13 protein-coding genes, 1 tRNA gene and 1 riboswitch are annotated in these 13,362 nt (G+C 38.0%); of the genes, 8 read left to right on the top strand and 6 right to left on the bottom strand.

Features of this window, described 5'->3' with window-relative positions; translation table 11 throughout:
- Positions 1–2: 2 nt before the first annotated feature.
- Positions 3–248, bottom strand: a complete 246-nt coding sequence (locus ACNF42_RS01925; protein ID WP_443338320.1) for a KEOPS complex subunit Pcc1 — start codon at positions 246–248, stop codon at positions 3–5.
- Positions 249–302: 54 nt separating this feature from the next.
- Between ACNF42_RS01925 and ACNF42_RS01930 the strand changes: the two genes are divergently transcribed.
- The 8 genes from ACNF42_RS01930 (at position 303) to ACNF42_RS01965 (ending at position 7,519) form a co-directional block, all read left to right on the top strand.
- Positions 303–377: transfer RNA gene (locus ACNF42_RS01930), tRNA-Arg, on the top strand.
- 182 nt (positions 378–559) lie between these two features.
- Positions 560–793, top strand: a complete 234-nt coding sequence (locus ACNF42_RS01935) for a 30S ribosomal protein S17e (protein ID WP_443338322.1) — start codon at positions 560–562, stop codon at positions 791–793.
- Position 794: 1 nt separating this feature from the next.
- A riboswitch (Fluoride riboswitch) is annotated at positions 795–856 on the top strand.
- Positions 857–876: 20 nt separating this feature from the next.
- Positions 877–1,827, top strand: a complete 951-nt coding sequence (locus ACNF42_RS01940; protein WP_443338325.1) for a respiratory chain complex I subunit 1 family protein — start codon at positions 877–879, stop codon at positions 1,825–1,827.
- A complete protein-coding gene (locus ACNF42_RS01945; protein ID WP_443338328.1) occupies positions 1,824–2,480 on the top strand; it encodes a hypothetical protein in 657 nt (218 codons plus the stop codon). The genes ACNF42_RS01940 and ACNF42_RS01945 overlap by 4 nt, the downstream gene beginning before the upstream one ends.
- Positions 2,477–3,832 (top strand): proton-conducting transporter transmembrane domain-containing protein, encoded by a 1,356-nt coding sequence (locus ACNF42_RS01950; RefSeq protein ID WP_443338329.1) that lies wholly within the window; start codon positions 2,477–2,479, stop codon positions 3,830–3,832. The genes ACNF42_RS01945 and ACNF42_RS01950 overlap by 4 nt, the downstream gene beginning before the upstream one ends.
- The gene (locus ACNF42_RS01955; RefSeq protein WP_443338331.1) at positions 3,832–5,025 is read left to right on the top strand and encodes an NADH-quinone oxidoreductase subunit D-related protein; all 1,194 of its coding nucleotides are present in this window, start codon (positions 3,832–3,834) and stop codon (positions 5,023–5,025) included. Before ACNF42_RS01950 ends, ACNF42_RS01955 begins: the two co-directional genes overlap by 1 nt.
- On the top strand, positions 5,022–5,648 hold the full coding sequence (locus ACNF42_RS01960; protein ID WP_443338333.1) for an NADH-quinone oxidoreductase subunit B family protein: 627 nt from the start codon (positions 5,022–5,024) through the stop codon (positions 5,646–5,648). The genes ACNF42_RS01955 and ACNF42_RS01960 overlap by 4 nt, the downstream gene beginning before the upstream one ends.
- A complete protein-coding gene (locus tag ACNF42_RS01965; protein ID WP_443338335.1) occupies positions 5,645–7,519 on the top strand; it encodes a proton-conducting transporter transmembrane domain-containing protein in 1,875 nt (624 codons plus the stop codon). The genes ACNF42_RS01960 and ACNF42_RS01965 overlap by 4 nt, the downstream gene beginning before the upstream one ends.
- A 16-nt stretch (positions 7,520–7,535) precedes the next feature.
- Here the strand turns inward: ACNF42_RS01965 and ACNF42_RS01970 are convergent, their stop codons facing one another.
- The 5 genes from ACNF42_RS01970 to ACNF42_RS01990 all read right to left on the bottom strand — a co-directional run bounded on the left by ACNF42_RS01970 (position 7,536) and on the right by ACNF42_RS01990 (position 13,254).
- Entirely contained in the window at positions 7,536–7,979 is a 444-nt protein-coding gene (locus ACNF42_RS01970; RefSeq protein ID WP_443338337.1) for a universal stress protein, read from the bottom strand.
- Positions 7,980–8,051: 72 nt separating this feature from the next.
- Complete coding sequence (locus tag ACNF42_RS01975; RefSeq protein ID WP_443338338.1) at positions 8,052–9,146, bottom strand: DnaJ C-terminal domain-containing protein; 1,095 nt, start codon at positions 9,144–9,146, stop codon at positions 8,052–8,054.
- A gap of 14 nt (positions 9,147–9,160) precedes the next feature.
- Positions 9,161–10,996 (bottom strand): molecular chaperone DnaK, encoded by a 1,836-nt coding sequence (dnaK, locus tag ACNF42_RS01980; RefSeq protein ID WP_443338340.1) that lies wholly within the window; start codon positions 10,994–10,996, stop codon positions 9,161–9,163.
- 2 nt (positions 10,997–10,998) lie between these two features.
- On the bottom strand, positions 10,999–11,520 hold the full coding sequence (locus ACNF42_RS01985) for a nucleotide exchange factor GrpE (protein ID WP_443338342.1): 522 nt from the start codon (positions 11,518–11,520) through the stop codon (positions 10,999–11,001).
- A 48-nt stretch (positions 11,521–11,568) separates the two neighbouring features.
- Positions 11,569–13,254, bottom strand: coding sequence for a TIGR04190 family B12-binding domain/radical SAM domain protein (locus ACNF42_RS01990; RefSeq protein ID WP_443338344.1), 1,686 nt, complete (start codon positions 13,252–13,254; stop codon positions 11,569–11,571).
- Positions 13,255–13,362 lie beyond the last annotated feature (108 nt).

The following is a 13,362-nucleotide window of genomic DNA, read 5'->3' on the forward strand; positions in this document are numbered from 1 at the left end:
TATCAAACCCCATCTAATATCTGTTCAGCTAGATTTACCCATTTTGTAATGGAACCAACAGCTGCCCTTACTGCTCCTGTATCGAGCGCTTCTATATAAATTATAAAAGAATCTTCGCCTACTGAGAGTGAAATATTTGATCTTCCTGTTTCTTCATCAATATTGTATCTTATGACTTCAAGAATTTGCATCCAATTACTCATATCGAATTTAATTGAAACCCTAATTTTAGTCATATCTTCGTTCATAATTGGAATGCATCCAACTCAAAAATATTTATGTAAGAGTGTAATTGGGTTTGAGGGCTCGTGGCCTAGTCTGGATAAGGCACCGTCCTTCTAAGTCGGTGATCGTGGGTCCGAATCCCACCGAGCCCGCTATTTATTGGGTACGAGTTCTGAAACCATATTTTGTAAAATCAATATATAAATCAGTATATATTTTCTATTTTTCAACAGGTCTCATAAATATTCTACTTGATTTCCCGATTATTCTGGAGAATTAATTCAACAACGCTTGGAAATATTTTTAAAGGTACGAAGCATACGGAGACGGTTGCATGGGAAGTATAAGATCACAATATGTTAAGAAGATAGCTGTGGATTTGGTCAATACAAAGCCAGAAATTTTCACAGAGAATTTTCATAAGAATAAGGAAATTGTAATAAAGGTAGTTGAAGGTGCATCAAAGAGGGACCTAAATTTGATAACTGGTTATTGCACCAGATATGTAATCAAGAAGAGAAACAGAGCGGCAAAAGAAGCCGAGTTTACTGGTCAAACTGTGGAATAAACCAGTAAAAGGCTATGACGTTAGCCTTTAAGCGCCAATCTGGCTGATAACGTCTATCTTTGAAATTTGGAGAATTGGGATAGATGGGATATCTTGTTTGGGAAACAATAATTCAGGTTGGTGCAGTGTTTTTAATAGCGCCTTTAGTGGCTGGCATTTACGAAAACATAAAAGCTAAAACAGAACTTAGAGTTGGCCCAAGCATTTTTCAGCCATATTATGATCTTGCTAAATATCTTAAAAAGGAAAATTCTTTTACGATGGGTTCAGGTCTCCTTTATAGATATGCACCTTTTCTATCCCTATCAATTCTTTTTGTGATTTCTTTCGTAATTCCAGTAATTTTGCCTTATCCAACAATGTTTGCACCCATGGTAGATTTCCTAGGAGGGGCGATGTTATTTACTCTTTCTTCTGTTATACTTATATTGGGGGCTCTTTCGTCCAAGAATAATCTCTCCATTATGGGCGCATCAAGATCAGCATCTTTCTCTGCACTCGCCGAGCCAACACTGATACTTGTATTTTTTTCTGTGGCAGTAGAAACTGGAACCAATAACCCATATGTCACTGCATCTCTTGTTAATTCAAGCGGGTCTGTATATCTCTCTTTGACTCATATACTCTCGAGTATCGCATTCTTCATGATATTTATATTCGAAACCGGAAAACTACCGGTTGAAAGTTCCGGGCTTTCAGAGATGGGGATGATAGATGAAGGAAGAACATATGAATATGGAGGTAGAAATCTTTTTTTCATCCGTTATGGAAGCTATGTAAAGCAATTCCTTTTGGGTTCGGTTTTGCTAAACGTATTTATTTTTCCGTGGTTCATGCAGAGTGGTTTGATAGGGGCCATATTTGACATTCCAATAATGGTTATGAAATGGCTTGTCCTGATAGTAATTGTTGTTTTTCTTGAACAGATACTAGCAAAGGTGAGGCTGTTTAAAATCGCAGATTATTTGGCGATTTCATTTATAATGTCCATACTAGCCCTCATTATGTTCATCCTGGGAGGATTTTCCCTATGATATCAGTTGTGGAAATTCTGGATTTTTTGGCCGCCTTGATGCTTTTAGTAGCCATCTGGGCACAGGTTGGCAGCTACGTAATATCAAAAATACAGGTGATTGTTATTCAAACGTCAATCCTTTCCATTTACACACTCATAAGTGGGATTTATCAACTCAATTATGAGCTAATTATTCTTGCTTTTTTAATTATATTCCTGAGAGGTCTTCTCACGGCCTTAATACTTTTAAGAAAACTTCCTGAACGAAATCAGTTAATTAGGGAAAGGTCAACAACGGTGCCGTCAATCATAATTTTAAGCATTGCAGCCATCATCATCACTCTTATTGTCTATCGTATTTCCATATTTCCAATAGTTTCCGGTACTTTAAATGGTTATACTGTTAATGGAAATTCTCCCATAACAGGAATCGGTTTTGTTCTTGTTATACAAGGTTTGCTTCTTATTGCAACCAGAAAGAATAAGGTAACACAGTTTACAGGTTACATTGAGGTAGAAAATGCTATGATATTACTAAGTCTTGGGATATTTCCCCTCCCTCTTATAGTGGAAATTAGTGTATTACTAGATGTCCTGGCGCTGGTTATTGTTGCATCTGTTTTACTTTCAGGAAACATGACATCAGAAAGAATAGAGGAGTTGGTTGGATGAATCAGAATTTGTCAATCATATACCTCATACTAATAGTTCCAGTACTTTTTTCATTTTCCTATTTTTTCTCTCGTAGTCAAATTCTATCAATGGTTGGTTCCATAATTACAGTAATCCTTGGTCTGCTGATTCTTGCAATTCCCTTAGCTACATATTCCTACTTTGTCATTAATCAGGTAAACCGTATTCTCATTATTTCAGTATCAGTGGTCTACTCCTTATCTATTTTCTTTGCATCAACATATCACAGTAATATTGGAGATCCAAAGCGTTTGAAAATTCATTATTCATTAATGCATCTCTTTACTTTCACAATGCTTTTTACATTACTGATAAATAATTTCGGATTAATGTGGATAGGGATAGAAGCCACAACAGCTTCAAGTGCACTCCTCCTGATAATAGAGAGGGAAAGAAACCAGCTTGAGGCTGCATGGAGGTATGTTCTGATTGTATCAACCGGTTTAACTATTGCTCTCATTTCCATAATCCTTCTTTTCCTTAATTATCACACGCTTGAAGCCTCAAAAATAATATCTATGAGACATAGTAACTCAATGTTGCTCTCAATAGCTGGAGTTACAGCACTAGTTGGTTTTGGCACAAAAATTGGTATATTTCCAATGCATAGTTGGCTTCCTGACGCTCATGGTGAAGCTCCTTCGGAGATCAGTGCAATGTTCTCCGGGATATTACTTCCAGTTGCCGCCTATGTATTGTATGAATTTTACGAAGCCACATATACTCCAGTGGTTAAGGAGACATTTATTATCTTTATACTGGCAACCCTAATTTTTGTAGCCCTGATAATGCCATCCCAGCGCAATATAAAGAGAATGTTTGCCTATTCTACAATGGAAAATATGGCAATCATCCTACTGGGACTTATAACAGGTGGAATTGCCATACTTGGTGCCATACTCGTAATACTCACTCATGCCTTTGGAAAGTCAAGTGCCTTTTTCACCTCTGGCAATATTATTAAGTCCTACGGTTCAAAGAATATGGAATCCATAAGAGGGCTCAGAGATAGAATGCCATACACAGCCGCCACTCTCCTCGGGTCATCATTAATTGTAACCGGAGCGCCTCCTTTTACAGTATTTGTTGGTGAATTTCTCATACTTTATGAACTAATAGTAACAGGAAATGTCGTGGCAGTGATTATCATCTCAATATGTCTGTTTATAATTTCTCTCTCAGTCATTTCAAAGGTTTCAAAGATCATATTCGATGGAAATGAGGAATTCAAGGAACAGTACAAGATTGCTGGAATGCAGGGTTTTGTTGCTCTTATTTCCCTTCTCTTTGGAATTTCCATACTGGTGATATTCATGGGGGGTATGCTTTGATGAGTGAAAAGCTGATAAACGGATATTTCGAAAGGAATGGGTCTCTATACAAGATTAATGATGAGGATTTGGAGTATGGGAAAACTGATGAGGGAGAGATCAAATCCCTAAACTATTATGAGTCGTTGAATAAAACCTATAATCATCCTGTCAGGGGTGAGAATGTTTTTAAATTTAATTATGGACCAAGCACCGGTGGAATAATTGAAACTCTCAATTTTCAAATATACACATATGGTGAAAGAATAATTTCGTTGGATGTGATTCCAAACTACAAAAATAGAATGATAAAGATTTCTGGTCAAAGTTTAAAGACAGGTCTGCTTAAGCTTGAACGTTTCAATGGGTTTCACAGTTTCTCATACAGTACACTATATTGTAAAGCTGTTGAAAGTTTAAAGGGAATTCCCATAGAGGAAGGCACAAGGGTAAGGAGAATAATTTTAATGGAAACTGAAAGGATTATATCCCACATATTCAAAACTGCGAGGCTTTGCGAAGCCGCGTCACAGAACATTGCCAATTACTATCTTCTTTCACTAAGGGAGAGGCTGATGCGAATATTGGGCGAAATAACAGGCCATCGTTATTTATTCGGAGTTAACAAAATTGGGGGCTTAAATAGAAGTATAAACATTGAGCCTCTGATTAGAAAAATAAAGGATGTTGTCCAGGAATATATAAAAATCAAAGAAGGCCTATTTGTCTCAAGAATATTCATAGACAGGCTTGAAAATACCTGCATATCAAACTATGAATTTTCAAGGGGACCTGCCTTGAGGTCAACCGGCAGAAAATATGATTACAGGGCAATTGATCCTTACTACTCAGATATCCATTTTGAGATAGTGTCATCAAACGGAGGGGATTCCCTGACTCGTTTTCTTGTATTTTCTGAGGAAATTGAAGAATCTATGAAAATTATCGAGCAATGCGCTGATCTTAAATTTTCTGGGGAATGGCTAAGATCAGCTAAGGAATTTGAGGCATTTGGGACCGAAACCCCATCTGGTGATGCCAGAATGGTATTGGATATAGAAGAAGACAGGATAAATTATGCATACCTAAGAACTCCATCCATTCTCAACATGGAAGCATTTGCCAGAGGAATATGCGGTAATGTTAAGACAGACATACCATTTGCATTTGAAAGTTTTGGAATTTGGGTAAGTGAGATGAGTGATGTATTATGAAGATATGGCCCTATGAATCTATTAAAAATGGAATCGTTACTACAAAATTCCCAGGAGGTAAAAATGAAACAATATCTCCATGGTCAACTTTACCCAGAAGATTCAATGACGTGAAGGTAGACTGTCCAACCAAAGCAATTTCTGAGAATAGAGTTGACCTTGGGAAATGCATATCATGCGGTTTATGCAGTGAAGCAATGCAACCATCAATGGAGACGACCAACTACCACGTTATACGGACTGAAACAAAACTGAAGAGATCCTTTAAGATATTTCCTCTTGATTCTGGAACTTGTGGTGCGTGCAATACTGAATTAATGTCAATCGCAAATCCCAATTATGATGTATCAAGATTGGGGATATTCTTCACAAACACACCTAAACAGGCTGATGCTTTGGCAATAATGGGTGTCTATAACCCGGAAATGGAACCTGTATTGAGGAATGCAATAGAATCTATGTCTAAACCAGCGGTTGTCGTGCTTTTTGGGGCTTGTGCCTTATCAGGGGGGATTATTGGACAAGGCCTGAGTGGGAAAATCGATGCGGATGTTATAATCGGAGGTTGTCCGCCGGATCCTTTTGTAATAATTGAGGCACTTGAAAAGGTGAGGGGAAGATGATATCCACCCTTTATCTGTTCCTAGTTCCCCTAATTCCATTAATAGCGTCATTATTTAATTCCAGATTTTCCTATTATACAGGAGTAGTTACAAGTATATCCCTTATGATTATCTCCCTTCTCACCATAAACAATTATGTATCATTCTCATTGTACACTTCGAACTATTTTTCCATAGGATTTAAGGGATTAAGTGAAATCTTTCTTTTCATAATTTCTGTCACAGAAATTATCCTATTCCTATTTTCCATTTATTATAAGCCAGAGGACAGAAAACTGGCATTTCTTCTGAATTTAACCATTTTTGTTATAAATTCTGTTCTCTTTTCAAGGAATATTATCCTTTTTTTAATTTTATGGGAATCGATGTCCATCAGTGGATATCTGCTAATTGGATATAAAAAGGAAATTAAATCTTATCCGGCATACGTATTCTATGCCTTTGGTGAACTGAGCACAATTTTTCTCACTGTAGGTTTTGCAGCTTATTATTCCCAAACTGGTTCCCTCCAAATAGGCCATTCGCTGGGAAACCAGTACATTCTTTTTATCATTTTTATGGGATTCATCTTCAAAATGGGTATAGTCCCATTGCAGATGGTAGAATGGCTTCCTATTGCTCACGGAAACGCCCCGACATCTGGTTCAATACTTTTCAGCGCTTCGATGACAACAGTAGCACTGTATGGAGTTCTCCTATTTGCCACAACTTCATCACCAGGACTCATTTTAGGTCTTATTCTGATTTCTATTGGCGCTTTTTCACTCCTTTTCGGTTCCATATTTGCCATATCATCGGAAAATTCCAAAATGCTACCAGCGTACAGTACGGTGGAAAATTCCGGAGCCATGATAATGCTAACAGGACTCTTTCTCTCATGGCGTTTCTATAATAATGTAGCTCTATATTCCTTCATTCTGGTTGGGATCTTCATCTATGCAACGGCTCATGCGTGGTCAAAATCTACCATATTTGTCCTCTCTTCTGTCTCAGAAGATATGAATATTAATTCAAAAATTGGATCCAGGTTAGGAGTTTTTTCAAAATTTTCAGCCGCCATTGCAGCTATCTCACTCATGGGTCTTCTGCCTCTTGGTGGAGGTATAGGTGAATGGTTCCTCCTTGAATCCTTATTTATATCCGCCAGCTCAAACCACTACCTTACTTTGGCGATTGTCTCCATCATCGCAGGCAGCCTTGGTGCACTGGGAGCAGGCATTTCAATTCCAACATTTACAAAATACTTTCATTTCATGACAGATAAAAATGTCTACGACCAATCAGGCGCAAAAAGGGTAAATTTACCCTTATGGGCAGGAGGAATGCTAATTTTGGGCATCTCCATATTCGTATGGTTCCTTGTATATATTTATTCCTTAACAGCCGGTAATATAATGAATAATCCAAAACCGATCATATTTCTATTTTCCTTAAAGGGAATACAATATCCCTTTCTGATATATTCTGTTTCACAGAGCTCTGGAGTTTTCGGATTTATATCTCCTGTGTTTATACTCCTATTCATTGCCGGAGCTTTTCTATTTCTCTATGCAATAGGTGGAACTAAAAGTAGGCCCATTGAAATATGGAATGGAGGAATAATTCAGACGGATGAAATGAATTCCTTTGCATACGCTAACGTACTCAGGATAATACTCGCCAAAGTTTATCTCTCCCGGGAAGAAAAAAGTGGCGGTGCATACAGAGAAAGAACATTTGATATTTTCTGGATAATCATTGTGGATTTCGCTCTTCTTTTCAGAAAATTTTCTGAAAAATTTGGTAGAATTGTGATGAATGGTAATGTAAACAGGTATATTGCCTACATAATATTGGCGTTTTTCTTCGTACTAATATTTGTGTCATTCTAAGGTTTTACCATGCCTATTAATTTGTAAGATCTGGTGGAACCACAAGAACGGGTATATTTGATATTTTAACTATCTCTGAGCTCACGGATCCAAGTATAAATTTACTAAGGCCTGAAAGTTTTCTTGTTCCAGTTATAATAAGATCCATTCCCTTTTCATTCGCGTAGTCAACTATCTTTTTAGCAACTTCATCACCTGTTGCATCGATTTTAACAAACTCATAATTTAGATTGGAGTTTTCCATTGCAGACTTTACAGAGGCTTCAACCTTTTCTGAAAATTTTTCCTGATCCGTGAACACCGCCTCTGGAACAATAGTATCTGCACCCGTTGGAGTCCTAATTATACCGGGATTAACATATACTACAGTCATTTTTTCAATAACCTTTCCAAATCTTTTAGCAAATTCAATAGCCTTCACAGCACTTGGTGAGTTGTCATATGCAACTTCAACATTCATTAATTGATATAGAACGTTCCATTATTTAAAATCTACCAATATATATTCATTAATCAAGAAAATAAATATAAATTACTTACCAAACCAACCTTTTTTCTGTACAGGATTTTCCTTAAGCTTTTCTATAAGTTCTCTCTGTTCTGGCGTAAGTTTCTTTGGAACTATAACGTTAATTTTAACCTGAATATCTCCCCTTCCTGTTCCATGAATCCTTGGAAAACCTTTTCCTCTGATTCTTATGATATCATTGGGCTGAGTTCCAGCAGGTATTTTGAGGTCCATTTTTTGGCCAAAGATCTCCAGGGATTCATCAGCACCAAGTGCTGCATCTGGAAATGTAATATCCTTAAGAACAACTATATCATTCTCAACCCTCCTTACACCTCTTTCCGGTTTTACTCTCACAAAAACGTAGAGATCTCCTGTGTTATTCTTTTCTGTATCTCCCAGGCCTCTTAGAACTATTCTTGCCCCGTCATCTATACCTGCTGGGATATCCACCGTTCTTGTTTCTACAATTGACTTTTTCCCTGAACCATGACATTCGTGGCACTTTTTATCTCCTATAAATCCCCTACCTCCGCAGGTTCTGCAGGCAATGGTATTGACAAATCTAATTGGTCCTTGCATCTGTGCTATTCTTTCATATCCGGTTCCGTTGCACGTTGGGCATTTCCTTACATTGCCTTCGTATCCAGTTCCATTGCATACGTCACAATCCACTGTTCTTCTGTACTTTATCTCCTTTTTGACTCCATTATAGGATTCGGCCATGGTTATACTGATTTCTACAGATAGATCGAGCTGGGAATTTCTTCTGCCTCCGAAGAAGGAGTCACCACCTCCGAATCCCCCTCCGAAATTTCTGAATATTTCATCGAAAATATCTGAAAAATCCGAGGTATGTGTAAAGTCCTGCCAGTTAAATCCTCCCTGGCCGTTCCCGAAGTCCGCTTTTCCTGTCTGATCATATATTCGCCTCTTATTTTCATCCGACAGTACTTCATAGGCCTCCCCGATCTCCTTGAACTTCTCCTCGGCCTCCTTCCTTTTGTCAGGGTTCACATCGGGGTGCCATTTCTTGGCCAGAGTCCTGAATGCCTTTTTTATATCCTCCTGAGATGCATCCCTGGGGACTCCGAGAATTTCATAATAGTCTTTGGCCAAGGTTTACCATTCCTCTACTGGTTAGTCTCTTCTCCTCTATTCTCTTCTGTGCCTGTTGCCTCTGATGCATCGCTGCTCTGCTGGTTGTTCTGTGTATTCTCCTGCTGTGATGTGTATAGTTTTTCACCAATCTTCTGAATCTTTTCTCCAAGTTCCTTTGAAAGTGAATCAACTTCGTCAGGCTTCTCATTCTTTATTGCTTCTCTCAGTTTTGATATGATGTCTCTTGTGGATTCTTCATCTTCCTTGTCAATTTTGTCTTTGTTTTCATTCAATGTTTTCTCAGCTGTATAGGCAATGTTTTCGGCCAGATTCATTTTTTCGATTTCTTCTCTTCTCTTTTTATCAGATTCTGCAAATTCCTCTGCCTGTTTTTTCATTCTTTCTATTTCTTCCTTGCTCAACTTATTCTTTGCTTCTATGGAAATGGTCTGCTGCTTATTTGTTGCTTTATCTTTGGCTGTCACGTGAAGGATTCCACTTGCGTCAATATCGAATGTAACCTCTATTTGTGGTACTCCTCTGGGTGCAGGAGGTATACCTTCAAGGTTAAATTGACCGAGGGAAACATTATCCTTTGCCATAGTCCTCTCCCCCTGAACCACGTGAATAGTTACCACAGTCTGCATATCAGCGGCTGTAGAGAATATTTGGGATTTTTTTACTGGTATTGTGGTGTTTGCAGGTATTATGGGTGTAGACACTCCACCCAAAGTTTCGATACCAAGGGTTAACGGGGTTACATCCAGCAAGACAATATCCTTAATATCTCCGGCTAAAACTGCACCCTGTAAGGCGGCACCTATGGCGACGCACTCCATAGGATCAACGCCACCTTCAACCTTTTTGCCAAAGAAATCTTCCACATATTTTCTCACGTATGGTATTCTAGTTGGTCCACCTACAAGAATAATCTTATCTATTCCATTCTTGTCAATTTTAGCTTCCTTGATTGCAGTTTCCAGTGGAATCCTTGAACGGGCCACTATGGGAGCAATTAGTTCCTCGAGTTTTGCTCTGGTCAGCCTTAATAGTACGTGCTTTGGGTCCCCATCAACAACTGTTATGTAAGGTATGTTTATTTCCGTCTCAAGTGTTGATGAAAGTTCTATCTTTGCCTTCTCTGCAGCGTCCTTTAATCTAATGTACGCTTTTTGATCTTTTGTAAGATCGTAATTTTCCTTTTTCTTGAACTCGTCAGCTATGTATTTGATGATAGCCTCATCCATATCGGTACCTCCTAATTTGGTATCACCGGAGGTGGATTTTACTTCAAACAGGCCATCATTAAAATCCATTATAGTAACATCAAGGGTACCTCCTCCAAGGTCGTACACAAGTATTTTCATTGATTGATTCTGTTTGTCAATTCCATAGGCAAGGGAAGCAGCTGTCGGCTCATTAATTATTCTCTGAACATTAAGACCAGCTATGGTTCCTGCATCCTTTGTAGCCTGCCTCTGATTATCATCGAAATAGGCAGGCACAGTAATAACAGCATCCGTTACCGGTTCACCTAAGAATGTTTCAGCATCTCTCTTTATTTTCTGTAGGATAAAGGCTGAGATCTGCTGGGGCGTGTATTCTTTTCCAAAAATTTTGAATTTATAGTCAGTTCCCATTTTTCTCTTAGCGGCATAAACTGTACCCTCTGGGTTCAGCAAAGCCTGCCTCCTAGCAGGTTCTCCCACTAAAAGTTGACCGTCTTTTGTGAAAGCAACGTAACTTGGAAATGATTTTCCTCCAACTGAGACACCCTCAGCACTTGGTATGATTGTTGGTTTTCCTGAAAGAACCACTGCAGCAGCTGAGTTACTCGTTCCAAGATCTATCCCTATTATTTTTCCCATATTTATTCACCTCTTTGAGCTATAACCTTCGATGTCCTGATTACTTCATTATTCAAAAGATATCCTTTTTGGATTTCCCGTGCAATAATATTGTCTTTTCCATCAACGACACCGACAACTTCATGAAGCCTCAAATCTACCTCTTTTCCCTCGGACTCAATCTGACGAAGGCCATATTTAGAAAGTACAGACATTAGATTTTTCCTAATGCTTTCAAGAGTTGAAACGTCTTTACCTGACGCAATTCCTGCATCCAGACTATCTAAGACAGGAAGCATATCTCTCATTATGTCGTGTCCAAGAGCTTTTTTCTGATTTTCAAAGTTTCTTTCCATTATTTTGTTATAATTTTGAAGTTCTGCTAGGCTCCTTATTAGTTTTTCGTTAGTTTTTCTTAGCTCCTCGATGTCTTCTCCTTCTATGTTCACTTTTACCTGTCTCATTCTGTTTCTCCTCTTTGAACTCTCTATGGAATATCCAATGGGGTCGATTAGAATCTGGGCTTCATTTGGTATGTAGGTCATCGGAAGTAAATTTGTTCTTCATTATAAATATTTCGCTTATTCATAATCTTAAACAAATTTTTCAAATTCCTTTTCAACTTTGTTTATTTTGGAATACCAATATACAAGTACTGATGTCTTAGTTATTTTGTGCCTGTTTGACCATTCCAAGTCCTTATTTATATAGGACAAATGGGAATTGAGCTTCGCATTTGGAATATATTCGTCCCCATTGGCATATCTTTTTACATTTTCAATTATTTCATTTCCATCATCTCTGGATATGAGCCCGGTTTCTATTCTGGCCTTCATCATCTCAATTTCTGCACGATATGTATTTTTCTCTATTTCGAGTTTAGACATCCATTGGGTTTCATAATTCAGAAAATCTACCCAGCTTTTGCCCTGATCTAGCAGGTCGAAGTAACCGGCAAGTGTTTTTGTAGTTATCTTAAAGCCATACTTCTCCGGCATCTCATATATCAAAGAACCCGGGTCAATGAAAGGTGTTAGAGGTGATATGAATGTGTATACTTTCATTTGCTTGTCCTTTTGTTTTATCATTAACTTTTTAGCATATTCTATATCATCATCCAACTCCTTCGAGCCTTGACCGCTTATTCCCAAAGTAAAGTAAACGTCAAACTTCTTGCATCCAAGTTTTTCTGCATTTTCTATGCTCTTTTCCAGTTCATTGTTAGAATAGGACCTACCGTTTTTCTCCCTAATGGTTTGATTGGATGATTCAGGAGAAATTTCAGCAGTGAAGTCTGGAAAAGTATTAGCCAATTCTTGCAAATAAGATAGAGAAGGTGGCTTAAAATACTCAGTCAGAAGAGGAACATCTATTCCCATCGACTTGATCTCCTTGAATAAAGTTTTATAAAACTTTTCCCCTCCCTGGTTTATATCTCCAACGACGAAAACTGGGGCCCCAAGGACTTCATAGGCTGAATATATTTCATTGGCTATCTGTTTTGTGTCTCTAAATAGTGGACTGGAGTTAAAAAAATTATTTTTATATGAGAAATTTGAACCACCACAAAAAGCGCAATTAAATTCACAGCCATGTTCGATCAATGTTACTGCTTCTGGATTATTTATCCAATCGTTATATGGCATGTGGCCTTTTACATCTGCGTATTTTATGGCATTTTTCATAAGGAACGAATAATCAAGATTTTCATTCTTCAAAACATTTTCATCATATTTTGCAGGATTCTTCTTGATTGTATTATTTTCACGATAGGCAAGTGCTGGAATGGATGATAAATCTCTGGAACCATATAGCTCATCAAGCAACCTCCTCAGGTTGTCCTCCTGAAAATCCCCCACTAATACATAATTCACTTCAGGATGGTTTTGCATTATTTCCTTCCAGAAATAGGATGCGGAAAAACCACCCATTAAAATTTCGGCATCAGGTCTGATCTTCTTAATTAGACGGGCAAGACTTATGGCTCCTTGAGCGTGGGGAAGCCAGTGGAGATCTATCCCAAAAAGATCTGTCTCAATTGATTTGATATATTTCTCAACATCAAATTTCTTAGAATCAACCATTCTCGCAGCCACATTACAGATTCTGCCGCTGTATCCATAATTATGAATATGATTTAACATGCTTATAAATCCAACAGGGTACATTTCAAATACTGGGGTTGAAGGTATAACATCACTAATTGGCCCTGACTTTATATGGCGTTCTCTAAAATCATATATACTTGGCGGGTGTATAAGAGCGATGTCCGCATGCATAAAAATAGATGTCTTGCCACATATTTAGTCTTACCATTAAAGTATCAGGATATACACAAGTGATTGTCTCCCATTTTGAGCCTTCACCAAAAGAATTTATTTAAATTG

It is taken from the genome of Cuniculiplasma thermophilum (assembly GCF_052315355.1).
GTDB lineage: Archaea > Thermoplasmatota > Thermoplasmata > Thermoplasmatales > Thermoplasmataceae > Cuniculiplasma.